Here is a 19,064-nt window from a genome sequence, read left to right as displayed (position 1 = left end):
CTCATTTCCCCTTGCGTTCAGTGCGCTGCGACATCTTGAGGCCGTAAGCCAGGTCTTCGATCAGGTCTTCGACGTTCTCCAGGCCGACCGACAGCCGCAGCGTGCCTTCGGTAATGCCGGAGGCGGCCAGCTGTTCGCTCGGCACCCGGAAATGGGTGGTCGAGGCCGGATGGATGACCAGCGACTTGGCGTCGCCGACATTGGCCAGGTGGGAAAAAATCTTCAGCGACTCCACCATGCGCTGGCCGGCGGCGCGGTCGCCCTTGAGGTTGAACGAGAATACCGCGCCGCAGCCTTTGGGCAGCAGCGTCTTGCTCAGTGCATGGCCGGGATGCGACGGCAGTTCAGGATAAGCCACCGATTCGACCGCGGCGTGCGCCGCCAGGAATTCGACCACCTTGCGGGTGTTGCTCACATGTTTTTCCATGCGCAGCGCCAGCGTCTCTATCCCTTGCAGGATGGCGAACGCGTTGTGCGGACTCATCACCGCGCCGAAATCGCGCAAGCCTTCGCGCCGCGCGCGCAGCGAAAACGGCGCCACCGTCGATTCCTCGGAAAACACCATGCCGTGGAAGCCTTCATACGGTTCGCACAATTCGCCGAAGCGGCCGGTTTTGTCGTACGCCTGCTGCCAGTCGAAAGTGCCGCCGTCCACCAGCAGGCCGCCGACCGCGGTGCCGTGGCCGCACAGGAACTTGGTGGCGGAGTGGAACACCAGGTCGGCACCGTGTTCGAACGGTTTCAGCAGGTACGGCGTGGTAAACGTGGCGTCGACCATCAGCGGCAGGTAATGTTCGTGCGCCAGGGCCGAGATGCGCGGGATGTCCAGCACGTCCAGCCCCGGATTGCCGAGGGTTTCGCCGAACAGGACTTTGGTGTTGGGCCGGATCGCCGCGCGCCAGGCATCGAGGTCGTTCGGATCGACGAAGGTGGTTTCGATGCCGAAACGCTTCATGGTGTACGACAGCAGGTTGTGCGAACCGCCATATAAGGCGCGCGAGGCCACGATATGCGAACCGGCGCCGGCGATGGTGGCCAGTCCCAGGTGCATGGCGGCCTGGCCGCTGGCGACGGCAATCCCGGCGACGCCGCCTTCCAGCGCCGCGATGCGTTCTTCCAGCACGGCGTTGGTCGGATTCGAAATGCGCGAATATACATGGCCGGCGCGTTCCATGTTGAACAGCGAGGCGGCGTGGTCGGAATCCTTGAAGACAAACGCCGAGGTCAGGTAAATCGGCGTGGCGCGGGCGCCGGTGGCTGGATCGGGTACGCTGCCGGCGTGCAGCGACAAGGTGTCGAAGCCGGGATAGTGGGGGGCGCTCATGGTGTGGCTGTCTCCTTCAATTCTTGCTTATGTGAGGGCTTGTTCTATTCATGCTGCGCTGCGCGGTAGATTTTTGGCTCCGCTTAAGCTACATTCTGGATACAAGCGATACAAGCAAGCATAACCCAAGCAAAGGCAGGATGGCCCCATGAAAGTTTCTGAGATCCTCAAAGTCAAAGGCAATATTCTTTACACCGTGACGCCGGAAACGCCGTTGATCGAGGCTGTCAACACGATGGCGGAAAAGGATATCGGTTCGCTGGTGGTGATGGAGTTCGGGACGCTGGTAGGCATGCTGACCTTCCGCGAAGTGATGAATGCGATCCACCAGAACGGCGGCGCGGTCGGCAGCAACACGGTGCGCAAGCACATGGATGACAGCCCGATCACCGTCACGCCCGATACCGAAGTCAACGAAGTGCGCCGCATCATGCTGGAACGCCACGCGCGTTATGTGCCGATCATGGACGCCCGCACCTTGCTGGGCGTGATGTCGTTCTACGACGTGGCCAAGGCGGTGCTGGACGCCCAGGGTTTTGAAAACAAGATGCTGAAGGCCTATATCCGCGACTGGCCGTCCAACGCCGACGAATAGTATTTGTTATGGATTGTCAGGAACCGTTTGCGGCAGAATGATGCCGCAAACGGTTTTTTTGTGTAAGCTGCCCGAAAAATATTAAAACAATAATCACTTGCCATAGCACGCACCCCTCACCTTAGCTTACCCATGTCCAAATCCAGCCAATTTTCCCTGCTGCGCCAGCGCCGTTTCGCTCCTTTCTTCTGGACCCAGTTTTTCGGCGCCTTCAACGACAATGTCTTCAAGACCGCCTTGCTGACGATCCTGACTTATGAAGCGCTGAGCTGGACCAGCATGGACGTCAGCCTGCTGAACAACCTGATTCCGGGCCTGTTCATCCTGCCGTTCGTGGTGTTTTCCGCGACCGCCGGCCAGCTCGCCGACAAGTTCGAGAAATCGCGCCTGGCGCGCTACGTCAAGGTGCTGGAAATCGTCATCATGGCGATCGCTGCCGCCGGCTGGATGACGCATACCTTGTGGCTGCTGATCCTGGCGGTGGTCGGCATGGGCATCCATTCGACCATCTTCGGGCCGGTCAAGTACGCCTACCTGCCGCAGCAGCTGCGCCAGGACGAGCTGGTCGGCGGCAACGGCATCATCGAGATGGGAACTTTCGTCGGCATCCTGCTGGGCGAAGTGCTGGGCGCGGTACTGGTGGTGCACAAGCCATGGGGCATCGAACTGGTGGCCGGCGGCACGGTGGCGATTGCGATTGTAGGCTGGCTGTTCAGCCGCGGCATCCCGCTGACGCCGGCTGCGGAGCCGGAGCTCAAGATCAACTGGAATCCGGTTACCGAAACCGTGCGCAACCTGGGGTTTTCCCGCAAGAACCGGCCGGTATTCCTGGCCATGCTGGCCAATTCCTGGTTCTGGTTCTACGGCGCCATTGTGCTGGCGCAGTTTCCCTTGTATGCAAAAAACTACCTGCATGGCGACCACAGCGTTTTTGTGCTGCTGCTGACGGTGTTCTCGCTCGGCGTCGGCGCCGGCTCGCTGTTGTGCGAGCGCCTGTCGGGCCACAAGGTGGAAATCGGCCTGGTGCCGTTTGGCGCGATCGGCTTGTCGGTGTTCGGCCTCGACCTGTTCCTTGCCAGCATCGGCTATACCAACACTACGGCGGTCGACATGGCCGGTTTCGTGCAGCAGCACGGCAGCTGGCGCATCCTGTTCGACTGCGTGATGATCGGCCTGTTCGGCGGCCTGTACATCGTGCCGCTGTTCGCGGTGATCCAGACCCGCTGCGACCGCCGGCACCTGTCGCGCACCATCGCCGGCATGAATATCATGAACGCCTTGTTCATGGTGGTGGCGGCGCTGGTGGCGATGGTCTTACTACAATCCGGCTTCACCATCCCGCAGATTTTCCTGGTGACGGCAATCCTGAATGCGCTGGTGGCGCTGTACATCTTCACCGTGGTGCCGGAATACCTGGTGCGTTTCGTGGCCTGGATACTGATCCATACCATCCACCGCGTGCATACCGTCAACCGCGACCGCATTCCGGACGAGGGCGCTGCAGTGCTGGTCTGCAATCACGTCAGCTACGTCGATGCGATCGTGATCATGGCGGCTAGCCCGCGGCCTATCCGTTTTGTCATGGACCACCGGATTTTCAAGATCCCGGTGCTGGCCTGGCTGTTCAAGACCGCCAAGGCAATCCCGATTGCGCCGGCCAAGGAGAATCCTGAACTGATGGAACGCGCCTTTGACCAGATCGCTGCCGCGCTGGAAGACGGCGACCTGGTCTGCATTTTCCCGGAAGGCAAACTGACCAGCACCGGCGAAATGAACGAATTCCGCGGCGGCATCAAGAAAATCGTCGAACGCACGCCGGTGCCGGTGATCCCGATGGCCCTGAGCGGTTTGTGGGGCAGCATGTGGACCCGCAGCGCCGGCAATCCTTTCCAGCGCTCGTTCAAGCGCGGCCCGCTGTCTGCTCTGCAGCTGGCGGTGGGCGACGCCGTGGTGCCGGAGCAGGCCACCCCGGAATACCTGCAGCAGCAGGTGCAAGCCTTGCGCGGCGCCTGGCAGTAAATCAACCGACGCCGGACCAAAGAACCAAGGAAAGAACCGAAATGACCAAACACATACTGGAGGACGCCGCCATGGCTCGCCGCAATTTCCTGACCCACGGCGGCAAGCTGCTGACCGGCGGCCTGTTGCTGAGTGCTTTACCGATGGGTTCGGCGCTGGCGGCCACGGCCGCCCCCGTGCCGCTGATCATCGATACCGATCCCGGCGCCGACGATGTGATCGCCTTGTTGCTGGCCTTGTCGGCGCGCGACAAGCTGGATGTGCGGGCGCTGACCACGGTAGCCGGCAACGTGCAGCTCAACTACACCTCGCGCAATGCGCGCATGGTGCGCGAATGGGCCAACCGGCCGGATGTGCCGGTGTATGCCGGCTGCGCCCGTCCGATGCTGCGGGCGCCCATCTATGCCGCCGAAGTGCACGGTACCGAAGGCGTCACCGGCGTCAAGGTATTCGAACCGAAACAGCCGCTGGCCAAAGGCAATGCGGTGCAATACCTGATCGACACCCTGACCGCGGCAAAACCGCAAAGCATGACCATCGTGACGCTCGGGCCGCAAACCAACCTGGCCATGGCGCTGATCGAAAATCCCGGGATCAAGCAGGGCATCAAGGAAATCGTGATGATGGGCGGCGCCCATTTCAACGGCGGCAATATCACGCCGGCGGCGGAATTCAATGTGTTCGCCGATCCGCATGCCAGCGATGTGGTGTTCAAGAGCGGCCTGCCGATCACCGTGATCCCGCTGGACGTGACGCACAAGATGCTGACCAGCCCGGAGCGCATAGACCGCTTGCGCAAGATCGGCAACCAGGCCGGCAAGATCGCCGCCGACATCCTCGACGCCTATGTCGAACACGACATCAAGCAATACGGTTTGCCCGGCGGCCCGGTGCATGACGCCACCACCATCGGCTACCTGCTGCGGCCGGACCTGTTCAAGGGGCGCATGGCCAATGTCGAGGTCGATACCCGCGAAGGGCTGACTTTCGGCGCCACCGTGGTCGATTATTACCGTTCCACCAAGCGCCCGGAAAACGCGCGCTGGATTACGGAAGGCGATACCCAGGGCTTCTTCGACCTGCTGACAGCGCAGCTGGCGAAACTGCCCTGACTTGGGATGTTGAAAAGGCAATGATTTTGCCGGCCAGGTAGCCCCTGAGGGGCGGCGCTGGTAAAATCATGTCTTTCAGCCTCTTTTCCCTGGATCATCATGCCCGGCAATACCTTCGGCAGTCTGTTTAGCGTCACCAATTTCGGCGAATCCCACGGCCCGGCCATCGGCTGCGTGGTGGATGGCTGCCCGCCGGGCCTGGAACTGTCCGAAGCCGATATCCAGCCCGACCTCGACCGCCGCAAGCCGGGCACTTCGCGCCATGTGACCCAGCGCCAGGAACCGGATACGGTAGAAATCCTGTCCGGCGTCTACGAGGGCAAGACCACCGGTACCCCGATCATGCTGCTGATCCGCAACCAGGACCAGCGCAGCAAGGATTACGGCAATATCGTCGATACCTTCCGTCCCGGCCATGCCGACTATACCTACTGGCAGAAATACGGCATCCGCGATCCGCGCGGCGGCGGCCGATCGTCGGCGCGCCTGACGGCGCCCATGGTCGGCGCCGCGGCGATCGCCAAGAAGTGGCTGCTGCAGCAATACGGCACTACTTTCAAGGGCTGCATGAGCCAGCTGGGCGAAATCCCGGTCGTGTTCGAATCCTGGGAGCATGTGCCCAACAACCCTTTTTTTGCCGCCAACGCCAGCCAGATCGCCGAACTTGAGGCGTATATGGACGCCTTGCGCAAGGATGGCGACTCCTGCGGCGCGCGCATCGATATCGTCGCCTCCGGGGTGCCGGTCGGCCTGGGCGAGCCTTTGTACGACAAGCTGGACGCCGAGATCGGCTACGCCATGATGGGCATCAACGCCGTCAAGGGCGTGGAAATCGGCGCCGGTTTTGCCTCGGTGGCGCAAAAAGGATCGCAGCATGGCGATGAAATCACCCGCCACGGCTTCCTGACCAACAATGCCGGCGGCATCCTGGGCGGCATTTCCAGCGGCCAGGACATCACCGTATCGATCGCCATCAAGCCGACTTCCAGCATCCGCACTCCGCGCCAGTCGATCGACAAGCAGGGCAATCCGGCCACGGTCGAGACTTTCGGCCGCCACGATCCCTGCGTCGGCATCCGCGCCACGCCTATCGCCGAGGCCATGCTGGCGCTGGTGCTGATGGACCACGCCTTGCGCCACCGCGCCCAATGCGGCGACGTGCAGGTTGCGCCGCTGGTCGATTCGTAGGGTGGGCAAGGTTTTCTTGCCCACGCGGTGCTGCGGATATTCGCCTCCCTGAGATTCTCGTCGCGGACTGCGCGTCCCGGGTGCCCGTCCCGGGCTACGCGTCCCGGGCTGCGCGCCCCGGCACATCCGCGTGGGCACAGGTGCCCACCCTACGAGTTCAATGGATAAATAAGATTTCTGCGACGGATTTTCTCCAGCGGGATGGCTATTCTCGGGCGGCTGGCGTAGATTTAAGTTACGCTAGCCACTAGTGTGCTGACACCTGGGAAAAAAACAGACCGCCGAGAGGGGACATCATGATCGATACACTATCTAGCGCTGCGCTTGCCGGCGGTTTGTCCTGGGCCAGCGGCATCCGCCTGTACATGGCGCTGTTCATCGCCGGCTGGTTCGGCCGCCTGGGCTGGATCGATCTGCCGCAGGCGCTGCAGGTGCTGGAATCGCCCTGGGTAATCGGCGTCACCGGTTTGCTGGCGGCCATCGAATTCCTGGTGGACAAGATTCCCGGCCTCGATTCGGTCTGGGATGCAGTCCATACCTTTATCCGGATTCCGGCCGGCGCCATCTTGGCGGTGGCCGCCATGGGCCACATGGATCCTGCATGGACCACGATCGCGGCGCTGATCGGCGGCACGTTTGCGCTGGGTGCCCATGCCACCAAGGCAGGCAGCCGGGCCATGATCAACACCACGCCAGAACCGCTGAGCAACTGGACCGCCTCGTTCTCGGAAGACGCGACCGTGCTGGGCGGCCTGTGGGCGGCTTTTTTCCATCCTTGGCTGCTGTTTGCCTTCCTGTTCCTGTTTTTCCTGTTTGCGATCTGGCTGCTGCCTAAACTGTGGCGTGGCCTGCGCTGGGTTTTCCAAAGGCTTGCTACATGATCTTTTTGCAGTCTCTACGCATGACCCGCCGCGACTGGCGCGCGGGCGAATTACGTTTCTTGCTGATAGCACTGATCGTGGCCGTCGCCTCCTTGTCGGCGGTCGGTTTTTTTGTAGACAGGATGCGCGCCGGCCTGAGCCGCGATGCGCACCAGCTGCTGGGCGCCGACCTGCTGATTTCCGGCGACCAGCGCATCAGCCCCGGCTGGCGCAGCGAGGCGCAGCGGCGCCAGCTGACCCTGGCCGACACGGTGGTATTCCCCAGCATGGCCATTGCCGGCGAAGGCGACAGCGCCAGGTCGCAGCTGGCTTCGCTGAAAGCCGTCAGCGCCGGTTATCCGCTGCGCGGCAGCCTGGTGGTCGCGGACAAGCTGGGCGGGGCCGATGTAACTACCCGGCAGATTCCCGCCGAAGGTACGGTATGGCTGGACGCCAACATGCTGACGGCGCTCAACCTGGCCGTGGGCGATCCGCTCAAGCTGGGCGACCGTACTTTCACGATAGCGAAAGTCCTGGTGATCGAGCCTGACCGCGGCAGCGGTTTCATCAACTTCGCGCCGCGCGTGATGCTGTCCATGGCCGACCTGGCTTCCACCAACCTGGTGCAGGACGGCTCGCGCGTGACCTATCGTTTGCTGCTGGCCGGCGGACCGCAGCAAGTGCAGGATTTCCAGCAATGGGTGGAAAGCGACATCAGCCGCGAAAACCTCAAGGGCGTGCGCATCGAGGGCCTGGAAAACGGCCGTCCCGAAATGCGCGCCACGCTCGATCGCGGCCAGCAGTTCCTGTCGCTGGTCGGCCTGTTGTCGGCTTTGCTGGCCGCGGTGGCGGTGGCAATGGCGGCGCGCCGCTTCATGCTGCGCCACCTGGATGCCTGCGCCATGCTGCGCTGCCTCGGTTTGACGCAGAACCAGGTAACGCAACTGTATTTGCTGGAATTCCTGCTGGTCGGACTGGCCGGCAGCCTGATCGGCGTCGTATTGGGTTTCGGCGCGCATTTCATGCTGCTGGATTTGCTGGGCAAGTTTGTCGCCAGCGACTTGCCGCCCGCCAGCGTGATGCCGGCAGTGCAGGGTTTGGTCACCGGCTTGCTGCTGCTGGTCGGTTTTGCCCTGCCGCCGGTCCTGCAGCTGCGCAACGTGCCGCATAACCGCGTGATCCGGCGCGAACAGGATGCGCCGCAAGCGCTGGTGCTGGCGACCTACCTGCTCGGGACGCTGACATTTATCGGCCTGCTGCTGTGGCAGGCGGGCGATATCAAACTGGGCCTGCTGACGGCGCTCGGGTTCCTGGGCGGTTTCGGCTTGTTCGCCTTGCTCGGCTGGCTGGCGTTGAAGGGATCGCGCCATGTGCGCGGCCTGTCGCGCCATCCGAGCTGGCGTTTTGCGCTGACCGCGCTGCAACGGCGGCCGGTGGCCACCATCGTCCAGATCGTCGCTTTGTCGCTGGGCCTGATGGCCTTGCTGCTGCTGACGGTGATCCGCGGCGACCTGATCGGCGCCTGGCGCCAGGCTACGCCGGTCGACGCGCCTAATCGCTTTGTGATCAATATCCAGGACGACCAGCGCGCCGACATCACGCAACGCCTGCAGGCGGCCGGCATCGCCCAGCCGCAGCTGTTCCCGATGATCCGCGGCCGCCTGACCCAGGTCAACGACAAGCCGATCACCGCCGACACCTATGCCGACGACCGCGCCAAGCGGCTGGTCGACCGCGAATTCAACCTGTCCACCATGAACCAGGTGCCGGCGCAGAATACGGTGACCGCCGGCCGCTGGTTTGATGACAGCCGGGCCGAAGCCTCGGTCGAAGAAGGCCTGGCCAAGACCCTGAACCTGAAGCTGGGCGACAAGCTGCAATTCGACATCGCCGGCCAACTGGTGACGGCGCCGGTTACCAGCCTGCGCAAGCTGGAGTGGGGCTCGATGCGCGTGAATTTCTTCGTCATCCTTAATCCCAAACTGATGACCGAGATGCCGCAAACCTGGATCACCGCCTTCAATTTGCCGGATGCGCAAATCAATTTCGGCAACCAGCTGACGCGTGATTTTCCCAACCTGACGGTGGTCGATATCGGCAGCGTCATCAAGCAGATCCAGGGCGTGATCGACCAGGTGGTGGCGGCGGTCGAATTCCTTTTCCTGTTTACCCTGTTGTCCGGCGCGCTGGTGCTGTATGCGGCCCTGGTCGGCTCGCAGGACGAGCGTACCCGCGAAGCCGGCCTGCTACGCGCGCTGGGCGCCACCCGCAAGCAGTTGTCGCAATCGCAATGGATAGAATTCGCCTTGATCGGCAGCCTGGCCGGTTTCCTGGCGGCCAGCGGTGCGGCGGCAACCGGCTGGGCCCTGGCGCACTACGTTTTCAGCTTTACCTGGACCTTCAGCCCACTGGTGTGGCTAGCGGGGATGGCGATCGGCGCCGCCTGCACGTTTGCCGGCGGCTGGGTCGGCCTGCGCCATGTATTGAACCAGCCGCCGCTGCAAACCCTGCGCGAAGCCTGAACCTGATTATGTCAATTCGGGGATAATGGCGGCTTACTCTACCATTTCCCCTTATGACTACAGAACACACCAATGCCGCCAGTGAGCCGGCGCAACAGCAGGCCAGCCTCTACGACATGATAGGCGGCGCCGGCAAGCTGCGCGAACTGGTCGACCGCTTCTACGACCTGATGGACCTGGAGCCGCAATTTTCCGTGATCCGGGCCCTGCATCCGACCACGCTCGACGGTTCGCGCGACAAGTTCTACTGGTTCCTGAGCGGCTGGAGCGGCGGTCCCGATTTGTACATGGAACGTTTCGGCCATCCGCGCCTGCGCGCCCGTCATTTGCCGTATGCGATCGCGACGCCGGAACGCGACCAGTGGCTGCGCTGCATGGCGCTGGCGATGCAGGATGTCGGCATGGAGGAAAGGCTGCAGGAGCATTTGCTGACGTCCTTCTTCCAGACCGCCGACTGGATGCGCAACAAGGCAGACGCCCAGTCGTGATTTCACTGCAATCCATTTTTATCTTATCGAAGAATACATGACATCAACCGAACTGCTCATCCTGCTTGCCGCCGTCGTCATTATCGTGCTGCAGATCGTCGCCATCCTGCGCAGCGCGCGCGGCGCCGATCCGGCGCAACAGCTGACGCAACTGCAAAACGATCTGCAGCGCCATCAGCAAGAACTTGGCGAACGCCAGCAGCGCGACCTGCGTGGCGAAGTGCAGAGCAGCGCGCAAAACATGCGGCAGGAAATCGGCAGCAACTTCGGCCAGCTGCAGCAGACGCTGGCGGCGCAGATGACCAGCGTCGCCACCTTGCAGAACAACCAGATCGACACCTTCGCCCAGCAGCTGGTCAAGCTTACCGAAACCAACGCCCAGCAGCTCGACGGCATGCGGCTGGCGATGAACCAGCAGGCGCAGACCAGCCGCGAAGAACAGGCGCAATCGCTCAAGCGCTTCGGCGACACCCTCAACCAGACGCTGGCGGCGCTGACCGAATCGAATGCGCAGCGCATGGCGGAAGTGCGCGCCACGCTGGAAGCGAAAATCAAGGACCTGCAGAACGACAATGGCCTGCGCCTGGAAGAAATGCGCAAGACCGTGGACGAGAAACTGCATGCAACGCTGGAACAGCGCCTGGGCGAATCGTTCAAGATCGTCTCCGACCGCCTGGAAAAAGTCCACCAGGGCCTGGGCGAGATGCAGCAGCTGGCAATCGGCGTCGGCGACCTCAAGCGGGTGCTGACCAACGTCAAGACGCGCGGCACCTGGGGCGAAGTGCAGCTGGAAATGCTGCTGGAGCAGGTGCTGACGCCGGAACAATATGCGAAGAACGTGGAAACCGTTCCCGGCAGCGGCGAGCGGGTCGAGTTCGCCATCAAGCTGCCCGGCAACGACGACGGCGGCACGCCAGTGTGGATGCCGATCGACGCCAAGTTCCCGAAAGAACAATACGAACGCCTGGCCGAAGCCGCCGACCGCGCCGATGCCGAAGGCGTGGCCGTAGCTTCGCGCGAACTGGAACGCGCGGTGCGCGGCGAAGCCAAGACCATTGCCGAGAAATACCTGTCGCCGCCGCTGACTACCGATTTCGCCATCCTGTTCCTGCCGACCGAAGGCCTGTACGCCGAAGTCATGCGCCGTCCCGGCCTGGCCGACGAATTGCAGCGCGTGCACCGCATCAGCATCGCCGGACCGTCGACCTTGTCGGCCTTGTTGAACAGCCTGCAGATGGGATTCAGGACGCTGGCGCTAGAGAAGCGTTCATCCGAAGTATGGCAAGTGCTGGGTGCGGTAAAGACCGAATTCGGCAAGTTCGGCGACGTGCTGGCAGCCACCAAGCTGACCCTGGAACGGGCCGCCAAGAATATCGACCAGGCCGAAGTGCGCAGCCGCCAGATGGCGCGCAAGCTGAAATCGGTGGAGGCCCTGCCGAGCGACGCGGCGCAGCTGTTGCTGGGTAAAGATCCGGAACTGACGCCGGACGACGAAAGCTGAAACAAGATCGCCGGCGCAATTCTGTTGCCGGGTCGATTTTGAATAACATCAAGCCGGCATTGCGAACGGCGGTTTGCCGCTTTGCCGGATCACCTCGACATCGAGGCCGAGGCAAGCCCTGACCACCTGCGGCGTCATGCTCAGGGCCGGCGTATCCTGCACTAGCAGGGTGCCGTCCGCCAGCCAGGCCAGCTGGTCGGCGTAACGTGCAGCCAGGTTGGGATCATGCATGATCGCCAGCACGCCGATATTCCATTCTTTCGCCAATTGCCGCAGGGTGCCAAGCAAATGGTGCTGATGCGCCAGGTCCAGCGCTGCGGTCGGTTCATCGAGCAACAGGTAGCGTGCGGCAGGCAGCGAACCATCATCGGCGCGTGGCCGCAACTGCGCCAGCACCCGGGCGAACTGGACCCGCGCCAGTTCACCGCCGGAGAGCGTGGTGACGTCGCGCTCCGCCAGCGTTGCGGCGCCGGCCAAAGCCAACGCTTCCATCGCGATCAGGCGATCGTCGAGGCTGTTGCCGCCGTGCGGATAACGGCCCAGCAGGGCAATTTCCATGGCTGTGAATGGAAACGAGAACTGCACGTTTTGCGGCAGCACTGCACGCTTGGCAGCCAGTTGCTGCGGCGTCAGCTGCGTCAGCGCCATGCCGTTGAGCGAGATCTGGCCGCTCAGCTGCGCTTCGCTGTTTTGCAGCTTGCCGTGGAATTCGCCCGACATGGCTTTCAGCAAAGTGCTTTTGCCGGCGCCGTTGCGGCCTAGCAGGGCGACGATTTGACCGGGCCGGACAGACAAGCCGAGGTTGCGCAGGATGGTCTTGCTGCCGCGTCGCAGAGAGAGGTTGCTTGCGATTAACATGATGATGTCCCGGATAGGTTCAAAGGCCCAATTGCCCGCGCCGGCGCCATAACAGCACCATGAAGAACGGTCCGCCCAGCAATGCGGTGAGGATGCCCAGCGGCATTTCCACCGGCGCCGCCACGGTGCGTGCGATCAGGTCGGCGGCCAGGGTCAGCACGGCGCCGAACAGCAGGGCGCCCGGCAGCACCACGCGCTGGTCGGGACCGCATACCAGGCGGATGCAGTGTGGCGCCACCAGGCCGATGAAGCCGATGGCCCCGGTGCAGGCCACCAGCGCGCCGACGCACAAGGCGCTGGCGATCAGCACCTGGCGCTTGATGGCTTGCACCGGCACCCCCAGGTGCATGGCCTCCGCTTCACCCAGCAACATGGCGTTCAGCGCCGCCGAATGGCGCGCCAGGGCGGCGATGCTGAATACCACTACTGGTGTCGCCACTGCCAGCAAGGACCATTGCGCGCCAGCCAAGCTGCCCAGGTTCCAGAAGGTGAGCGTGCGCAGCTGGTCGTCGCTGGCGACGTAGATCAGCAAGCCGATGGCGGCGCCGACGATGGCGTTGATGGCGATCCCTGCCAGCAGCAGCAGGGGCAGCGCCAGGCGGCCGCGTGCCGCGGCGATACGATACACCAGCATGGCTACCGCCAGGGCGCCGATAAAGGCCGCCAGCATCGGCGCATAGATGCCGGCCACACGCAGGGCGTCCGGCCACAGCGTAGTGCCCAGCACGATGGTCAGCGCGGCGCCGAGAGCGGCACCGCTGGAAACGCCGATCAGGCCGGGATCGGCCAGAGGATTGCGAAACAAGGCTTGCATGGCGCTGCCGGCGGCGCCGAAGCCGCAGCCGACCAGGATCGCCAGCAGCACCCGCGGCAGGCGGATATCGAGCAGTACTGCGCGGGTTTGCGCATCGGCCATGCTCAGCTCGCCCGGCCACAGCAGCAGCGGGATACGCCATGGATCGATCTGATAAGCGCCGAGCGCCGCGCACAGCAGCGTAGTCAAGACCAGCAGCAGCGACAAGCCGGCCAGCACCATGCGTTGCCGGCCCTTGCGGAGCAGCTCGGGCGCACGAACGGCCGGCGCGGGGCCCGACAGGACGGTGGGAAAGAGAGTTGACATCGCAGTGGTGGTCAGCGGTTAACCATACAGCTGGGCCGACAGCTGCGTCAGCGCTTGCGGCAGGCGCGGCCCGAAGCCTAGCAGCAACAGCGAATCCATGCCGGCCACCACGCGCCGGTTCCTGGCCGCCGGCGTCAGCGACAGGCCGGGGCTGGCCAGCAGGCGCTCCATGCCGCCTATCGCCGCCAGGCTTTCGCTGGCGATCATCAGGATGTCGGGAGCGCAGTTGACGGCGCTTTCCGCGGTCAAGGGTTTGTAGCCTTTGAAGCCTTTGCCGTCGGCCGAGGTAGCATTAATGGCGCCGGCGTAACGGATCATGGCGTCGGCCGCCGTTTCCTGGCCCGCTACCATGGCTTGCGTGCCGCTATTGCTGAGGATGAACAGCACACGCGGCGCTTTGGCCGGGCGCTGTTTTTGCACTGCCGCCAGTGCCGCTTCCCAGTCACTGTCGAAGCGTTGCAGCAATGTCTTGCCGCGTGCGGCCAGCTCCAGCGCGGCGGCCACTCCCGTGATTTTTTCACGCACGGTGTTGACGTCATGCCGCTCGCCCAGTCGTATCACGCGCACACCGGCAGCGGCAATCTGCTGCAGCGTGGCCGGCGGGCCGGCGTCGGCCGACGCCAGCAGCAGGTCGGGATGCAGCGATAGCACGCCTTCGGCCGACAGCGCACGCTGGTAACCCATCTTGGGCAGCGCCTGCGCCGCGGCGGGATAGGTGCTGGTGGTGTCGGCGCCGATCAGGACCGCGCCGGCATCCAGTGCATACACTACTTCGGTCAGAGCGCCGCCGGCCACCACCACGCGCCGCGGCGGGTTTGCCGCGTCAGCTTTTGCGAACGCCAGGCCGGGCAGGGCGCCCAGCAACAGGCCGGCAGCGCTGCCGCCCAGCAGCAGGCGCCGTTGCACATCGATAAGCGGCTTCACGCGTGGACCTCCGCCATGCTTGCCGCCAGCGGCAGGTTCAAGGCTGCGCTGCGCCAGGCAGCAAGTTCCGGCTGGCCTGGCTTGCGTACGCCGAACAGCATGGCAATAGTGTTGCCTTCGTGGTCGAACAGTTCCAGCGAGGTGACCTCGCCGTCGCTGGTCGGTTTGCTGACCACCCAGCTGGCAGCAATCAGGTCTTCCCGCAGATGCAGGTTGAACCCAGGATCCAGGATGTTCAGCCAGGGACCCATCGCCTTGATGTTGCCTACTGCGCCGGAATGGATCTGGATCATGCCGCGGTTGCCGACAAAGACCATGATGGGCAAGGCGTTGGCGACGGCCTGTTCCAGGATGGCGCGGGTAGCGCTGTTGTCGACCTGGCGTACGAATTGCGGCGGCGCCAGCCGCAGCGCCTGGGTCCGGCTGAGGCCGAAATCGCGCAACAGTCCGAAGAACTGGTGGGTATCCGTCATGCCTTTCCAGGCAGCGCGGAAGCCGTCACCGTCGATCTCGGCATCGGGCTTGTCGATGGCGGCCGGCGGAACAGGTTCGACCTTCATGCCGGGTTGCTGCTCGGGGTCGCGCCAGCGCGCCACCAGGGCGTCGAAGGCGTCGTGATTGCTGTGCTCGCGCAAGAACACCTTGTGCACTGCCTCCCCGTGCAGATCGTAGAACTGCAGGCTTTTCTGCCAGGTTTTTCCGGCGCCGCGTGCTACTTCCTCGATCACGGCGCAGGCGAAGCACCATTGCTTGTAGAAAATCCGCAAGTCGATCGCTTCGCCCAGCGCCAGGCCGACCTGGCCATTGTGACTCATCTTTTCATACACGCCGTCTTTTTCGTGCACCGCACTGTCGTTGCGGGTCAGCGCCATGACCGGGCCCAGCAGCGGGATTTCCTCAAACAGTTCGATGAAATGCGGCAGCAGCCGGATGGCTTCGGCCCCGACGCAGGCGGCCATGGCCTCGCCTTCGGTGACGCCGATGGCGGCTGCGGCATCGCGATTGCGCATTTTTTTTTCGCGTTTCGTATTCAGGAAGTCCGCGCGCAATTGTTGCTGGTCGCGTTGTTGGTGATCACTTGTTGCAGACATTGTTTTCTCCTTGTCCAGGAATGAGATAAGAAAGAGATAAATACGGAAATCAATACTGGAATTTCAGGCCGACGTTGAAACTGCGGCCAGGGGCGGTGTAAGCATCGGCGACCGTTGTGTTGCCGGCCAGGCCGCGCACGTCCGACCAGTTCCAGTACTGGCGGTTGAACAGGTTGTGTATGCCGGCAAACAGCGATACGTTCTTGCTGATGTTGTAGCCGCCGCGCAGGTCGACCACGAAGGCGGCCGGCGGCGCAAAATCGCTTTGCTTGCTCATGTCGCTGCGCCGTTTCGCGCTTTGGTAGATGAAGTCGGTCTGCCCGTACCAGAGTTCGCTGGGTTCGTAGCGCAAGCCGAATACGGCCATGAAAGGATTGACGGTATCGAGCGGCGTGCTGCTGCCGTCTGCGCCTTCGGTATGACCTTTGGTATAAGCCATGCCAGCCTTGAAGCCGAGGCCGTTGGCCTGTTGCCAGTCGATCCGGGCTTCGGCGCCGCTGATGCGGGCGCGGGCGCGGTTGACGTACTGGTAAATGAAGGGATCGACGAATGGCCGGCCGCTGCCGCTGACGATTTCCTGCGAAATGAAGTTGCTGTAACGGCCGGTGAACGCCGCCACGCTATAGCGCAGGGTATCGTTGCCGCCGCCCAGCTTGCCGCGCAAGCCGATTTCAAAGGTGTTGCTGGTTTCCGGCTTCAGGTCGGGGTTGCCGATGGTGGCGTAACCGAAGATCGGGTTGCCGAAGCTGTTGTTGACCTGGTCCGGTGTCGGCGTGCGGAAACCGCGCGCGTACTGGATGTAGGGCAGCAGCGCCGGACTGATTTCAACCATCAGGGCCAGCCGTGGCGACACTGCATTGCCGCTCGATTTGGTGGCCTTGCCGGTGTAGGCCGGATCGTTTTCGTCCGGCGTCAGGCGGTAGCCGTCGAAACGCAACCCGGGCGTGATGCTGAGCGGACTGGTTGGCGACAGCCGGATTTCATCCTGGATGAAAGCGCCGAACAGCGAGTAGTCGGTATTCGGGAAAGCCTTGTTGGGAAACGGCGATTCGCCGACGCCAGGGATGGTGCCGTCGCGCAGCCCGCTGATGCGCGCCGTGCTGAGATCGAAGCCGTAGACCAGCTTGTGCTGCAGGCCGCCGGTGGCGAAGCCGCTTTCCGCCTGGGCTGAACCGCCGTAGGTGCTTTCCCGGTAAGTATTGTCACGGGTACGGTCGGCCGCAGGAAACCGGTCTTCATAGGAAAACTGGTGGTTCTTCGCATCCTGGTAGTAGATTTGCGCGTGGGCGTTCTGGAAGTAAGGATTGCTGCCGTCCTTGAAGTCGTAAGCCAGGCTGTAGCGATTGCGTTCCAGCTTGTCGTTGGCGCGCAGCGCCAGCGTGCTGGCGGTGACCGCGGACAGCACGTTGGAATCGGTTTTCTGTTCCTGGTGATCGATCGCCGCGGTGAAAGTGTCCTGGCCGCTGGCCTTGAACACCAGCTTGCCGAGCAACGCGTTGCCGTTGACGTTTTGCGGATTGGCGGTATCGCGGTTGGGGCCGTTGATGTCGCGCGTGCCTTTGGTGTCTACCTCATGGCCGGTGCGTTTGTTGGCGATCAGCAGACCTTCGAAACGTTCGCCGCCGAAAGCCGCGACCGCGGTGGTCGAGGTGCTGCCGTCGGTGGAGTCGTAAACCGGCTTGATCGAGAAATAGGTCGGCTTGTTGAAGATCTTCAGGAAATCGGAGGGATCCTTGGTGATGAAATTGACAGCGCCGGTCAGGCCGTCGCTGCCGTACATGGCCGAGGCTGGCCCGCGCAGGATTTCCACCCGTTTATACATGTCCATCTGCATGTAGTCGCCGCGCCCGGCTTCCAGCGGCCCGAATGAAAACGAGCTGGGCAGCCGTATGCCGTCTTCCATCAGCAGGATGCGGTTGCCTTCCAGCCCGCGGATATTGATGCCTTCGTTGCCGCCGCGGCCGCCGGCGGCCGCCGCCGACGACGGCCGGTAAGGACCGCGCCTGACCGTGACGCCAGGTTCGTAGCGCAGCAGGTCCTTGACATCCTTTGGCTGCTGCTCGTCGATAGTCTCGGCGCCGATCACCGAGATGCTGCTGGGCGTGCGCGCCACCGCGGTTTCGCTGCGGGTGGCGGTGACCGATATTTCGTCCAGCGTGCGGCCGGCGGCGGAACTGCCGGCCAGCAGCTGCGGCGCGCTCTGGGAAAAAACCGGCATCGATACGGCGATGGTGGCGAACACGGCAAAATTGGCGGCCGCAGGCAATCCCGGCAGGCGGGTTGGGTATAAATTGGGCAAAGCGTCGTACTCCAAAACAATCAAACTTGTTGAATGGCTGGCGACGCTGGTGATGCGGCTGGCTGAAAAAGAGAGGTAGGGTGGGTAATCGGTAAAGTTTGTCTGAAGTTCTAATTATAAATGAGAATTATTACTATTTGTGGGATCCATTAAACGAGCCGGAAGATTTTTATCGCCCGAGGCCAGGATAGTTACATCTGGTAGCAACTATGCATGGTTGGAAATAGTGGGGCAATAAGCGCTGGCCTATACTGTGGGCATAGCAGATGTTGGAGGGGTATGGAATATCCCCACATTTGCCTGCAATAAATAGAAAAACCGGAGTTCACCGCAGTTTACTGAACAGAACCGAAAGAAAAGGAGTTCACCATGCGTACGCTCATAATTTTGGCTGCGGTCGCCATGCTGGCCGGTTGCGCCACGGATGCCGAACGCGCCGCCCAGGCACAGCGTGATGTCGACCAGATGATGCGCATCTATGGTCCGGCTTGCGAAAGGCTGGGATATAAAAGCAATACCAACGAATGGCGCAGTTGTGTGCTGCGGCTGGACACAAAAGACAATACCGAACGTTATCCGGCCACTACAACCTGTTTTGGCCATCCTGGTTTATTCCAGTGCAATACGTTCTGACGTGTAGGGCGGGCACCTGTGCCCACGCGTAACCTTATTTCACCTACATCCCCGTTTTTGGGTCCCTGTCCCTGTCCCGGTCATTACGGTCACACGTGGGCACAGGTGCGCACCCTACGCCACGGCATCGTGGCAGCAGACGCAAAGTTTGTTGCCGTCGGCATCGCGGAAGTAGGCGCCGTAATAATCGGGATGGTATTCCAGGCGCAAGCCGGGCGCGCCTTCGCACGATCCGCCGTTTTCCAGGGCCAGGGCATAAGCGCCGTCGACCGCGGCCCGGGTCGGCGCTAGCAGGGCGATCATCTGGCCGTTGCCGACAGAGGCGCTGTTGCCGTCGTAAGGCGCACCAATGATGAACAGAGGCCGGGCCTTGCCGCTCGCCATCCAGGCCGCCCACGGCTTGCCGGCATCGCAGAATTTGAGCTGCAGGCCCAGTTTTTCCATAACAGCAGAATAGAAACCGTATGCGCGCTGGAAATCGGTGACGCCGATAAAAACGTGAGAGATCATGGGTTTCCCTTTCGGTAGAA

Annotated in this window: 16 protein-coding genes; 9 read left to right on the top strand and 7 right to left on the bottom strand. The window is 62.6% G+C overall.

Features of this window, described 5'->3' with window-relative positions; translation table 11 throughout:
• Position 1 precedes the first annotated feature (1 nt).
• On the bottom strand, positions 2-1,324 hold the full coding sequence (locus tag CFter6_RS16800) for an O-acetylhomoserine aminocarboxypropyltransferase (RefSeq protein ID WP_061540901.1): 1,323 nt from the start codon (positions 1,322-1,324) through the stop codon (positions 2-4).
• A 148-nt stretch (positions 1,325-1,472) separates the two neighbouring features.
• On the opposite strand from CFter6_RS16800, the gene CFter6_RS16795 reads away from it, so the two are divergent.
• From CFter6_RS16795 to CFter6_RS16760, 8 genes are all read left to right on the top strand, one after another.
• Positions 1,473-1,919 (top strand): CBS domain-containing protein, encoded by a 447-nt coding sequence (locus tag CFter6_RS16795; RefSeq protein WP_014006888.1) that lies wholly within the window; start codon positions 1,473-1,475, stop codon positions 1,917-1,919.
• Between the two features lie 132 nt (positions 1,920-2,051).
• Positions 2,052-3,938, top strand: a complete 1,887-nt coding sequence (locus CFter6_RS16790) for an MFS transporter (protein ID WP_061540900.1) — start codon at positions 2,052-2,054, stop codon at positions 3,936-3,938.
• A 41-nt stretch (positions 3,939-3,979) separates the two neighbouring features.
• Entirely contained in the window at positions 3,980-5,050 is a 1,071-nt protein-coding gene (locus tag CFter6_RS16785; RefSeq protein WP_150118796.1) for a nucleoside hydrolase, read from the top strand.
• Positions 5,051-5,149: 99 nt separating this feature from the next.
• On the top strand, positions 5,150-6,238 hold the full coding sequence (gene aroC / locus CFter6_RS16780; RefSeq protein ID WP_061540899.1) for a chorismate synthase: 1,089 nt from the start codon (positions 5,150-5,152) through the stop codon (positions 6,236-6,238).
• Between the two features lie 296 nt (positions 6,239-6,534).
• On the top strand, positions 6,535-7,119 hold the full coding sequence (locus tag CFter6_RS16775; protein WP_061540898.1) for a DUF4126 domain-containing protein: 585 nt from the start codon (positions 6,535-6,537) through the stop codon (positions 7,117-7,119).
• Positions 7,119-9,620 (top strand): ABC transporter permease, encoded by a 2,502-nt coding sequence (locus tag CFter6_RS16770; protein ID WP_061542424.1) that lies wholly within the window; start codon positions 7,119-7,121, stop codon positions 9,618-9,620. Before CFter6_RS16775 ends, CFter6_RS16770 begins: the two co-directional genes overlap by 1 nt.
• A 116-nt stretch (positions 9,621-9,736) precedes the next feature.
• Positions 9,737-10,108 (top strand): group II truncated hemoglobin, encoded by a 372-nt coding sequence (locus CFter6_RS16765; protein ID WP_417924808.1) that lies wholly within the window; start codon positions 9,737-9,739, stop codon positions 10,106-10,108.
• A 37-nt stretch (positions 10,109-10,145) separates the two neighbouring features.
• The gene (locus CFter6_RS16760; protein WP_205631405.1) at positions 10,146-11,609 is read left to right on the top strand and encodes a DNA recombination protein RmuC; all 1,464 of its coding nucleotides are present in this window, start codon (positions 10,146-10,148) and stop codon (positions 11,607-11,609) included.
• 48 nt (positions 11,610-11,657) lie between these two features.
• On the opposite strand, the gene CFter6_RS16755 is transcribed toward CFter6_RS16760, so the two are convergent.
• Genes CFter6_RS16755 through CFter6_RS16735 form a run of 5 tightly spaced genes read right to left on the bottom strand, consistent with a single transcriptional unit; the run spans position 11,658 to position 17,901 of the window.
• On the bottom strand, positions 11,658-12,467 hold the full coding sequence (locus tag CFter6_RS16755) for an ATP-binding cassette domain-containing protein (protein ID WP_061540896.1): 810 nt from the start codon (positions 12,465-12,467) through the stop codon (positions 11,658-11,660).
• 19 nt (positions 12,468-12,486) lie between these two features.
• Positions 12,487-13,587, bottom strand: coding sequence for a FecCD family ABC transporter permease (locus tag CFter6_RS16750; RefSeq protein WP_061540895.1), 1,101 nt, complete (start codon positions 13,585-13,587; stop codon positions 12,487-12,489).
• 18 nt (positions 13,588-13,605) lie between these two features.
• Positions 13,606-14,511 carry a heme/hemin ABC transporter substrate-binding protein gene (locus tag CFter6_RS16745; protein ID WP_236904309.1) on the bottom strand — a complete coding sequence of 302 codons (906 nt, stop codon included), beginning with the start codon at positions 14,509-14,511 and terminating at the stop codon, positions 13,606-13,608.
• Positions 14,508-15,602, bottom strand: coding sequence for a hemin-degrading factor (locus CFter6_RS16740; RefSeq protein ID WP_061540894.1), 1,095 nt, complete (start codon positions 15,600-15,602; stop codon positions 14,508-14,510). Before CFter6_RS16740 ends, CFter6_RS16745 begins: the two co-directional genes overlap by 4 nt.
• A 49-nt stretch (positions 15,603-15,651) precedes the next feature.
• Positions 15,652-17,901, bottom strand: a complete 2,250-nt coding sequence (locus tag CFter6_RS16735; RefSeq protein WP_236904308.1) for a TonB-dependent hemoglobin/transferrin/lactoferrin family receptor — start codon at positions 17,899-17,901, stop codon at positions 15,652-15,654.
• A gap of 369 nt (positions 17,902-18,270) precedes the next feature.
• On the opposite strand from CFter6_RS16735, the gene CFter6_RS16730 reads away from it, so the two are divergent.
• A complete protein-coding gene (locus tag CFter6_RS16730) occupies positions 18,271-18,534 on the top strand; it encodes a hypothetical protein (protein WP_061540893.1) in 264 nt (87 codons plus the stop codon).
• 114 nt (positions 18,535-18,648) lie between these two features.
• On the opposite strand, the gene CFter6_RS16725 is transcribed toward CFter6_RS16730, so the two are convergent.
• Entirely contained in the window at positions 18,649-19,044 is a 396-nt protein-coding gene (locus tag CFter6_RS16725; RefSeq protein WP_061540892.1) for a VOC family protein, read from the bottom strand.
• Positions 19,045-19,064: the final 20 nt, after the last annotated feature.

The sequence above is a fragment of the Collimonas fungivorans genome (assembly GCF_001584145.1).
Taxonomy (GTDB): domain Bacteria; phylum Pseudomonadota; class Gammaproteobacteria; order Burkholderiales; family Burkholderiaceae_D; genus Collimonas; species Collimonas fungivorans.
Note: the sequence above shows the minus strand (reverse complement) of the source record. Positions and strands in the feature narration are given on the sequence as shown.

Excerpts from the sequence above, each read along its gene's own strand:
- CFter6_RS16800 (WP_061540901.1), bottom strand. The coding sequence starts at position 1,324 with ATGAGCGCCCCCCACTATCCCGGCTTCGACACCTTGTCGCTGCACGCC.
- CFter6_RS16795 (WP_014006888.1), top strand. The coding sequence starts at position 1,473 with ATGAAAGTTTCTGAGATCCTCAAAGTCAAAGGCAATATTCTTTACACC.
- CFter6_RS16790 (WP_061540900.1), top strand. The coding sequence starts at position 2,052 with ATGTCCAAATCCAGCCAATTTTCCCTGCTGCGCCAGCGCCGTTTCGCT.
- CFter6_RS16785 (WP_150118796.1), top strand. The coding sequence starts at position 3,980 with ATGACCAAACACATACTGGAGGACGCCGCCATGGCTCGCCGCAATTTC.
- aroC (WP_061540899.1), top strand. The coding sequence starts at position 5,150 with ATGCCCGGCAATACCTTCGGCAGTCTGTTTAGCGTCACCAATTTCGGC.
- CFter6_RS16775 (WP_061540898.1), top strand. The coding sequence starts at position 6,535 with ATGATCGATACACTATCTAGCGCTGCGCTTGCCGGCGGTTTGTCCTGG.
- CFter6_RS16765 (WP_417924808.1), top strand. The coding sequence starts at position 9,737 with ATGATAGGCGGCGCCGGCAAGCTGCGCGAACTGGTCGACCGCTTCTAC.
- CFter6_RS16760 (WP_205631405.1), top strand. The coding sequence starts at position 10,146 with ATGACATCAACCGAACTGCTCATCCTGCTTGCCGCCGTCGTCATTATC.
- CFter6_RS16755 (WP_061540896.1), bottom strand. The coding sequence starts at position 12,467 with ATGTTAATCGCAAGCAACCTCTCTCTGCGACGCGGCAGCAAGACCATC.
- CFter6_RS16750 (WP_061540895.1), bottom strand. The coding sequence starts at position 13,587 with ATGTCAACTCTCTTTCCCACCGTCCTGTCGGGCCCCGCGCCGGCCGTT.
- CFter6_RS16740 (WP_061540894.1), bottom strand. The coding sequence starts at position 15,602 with ATGTCTGCAACAAGTGATCACCAACAACGCGACCAGCAACAATTGCGC.
- CFter6_RS16730 (WP_061540893.1), top strand. The coding sequence starts at position 18,271 with ATGCGTACGCTCATAATTTTGGCTGCGGTCGCCATGCTGGCCGGTTGC.
- CFter6_RS16725 (WP_061540892.1), bottom strand. The coding sequence starts at position 19,044 with ATGATCTCTCACGTTTTTATCGGCGTCACCGATTTCCAGCGCGCATAC.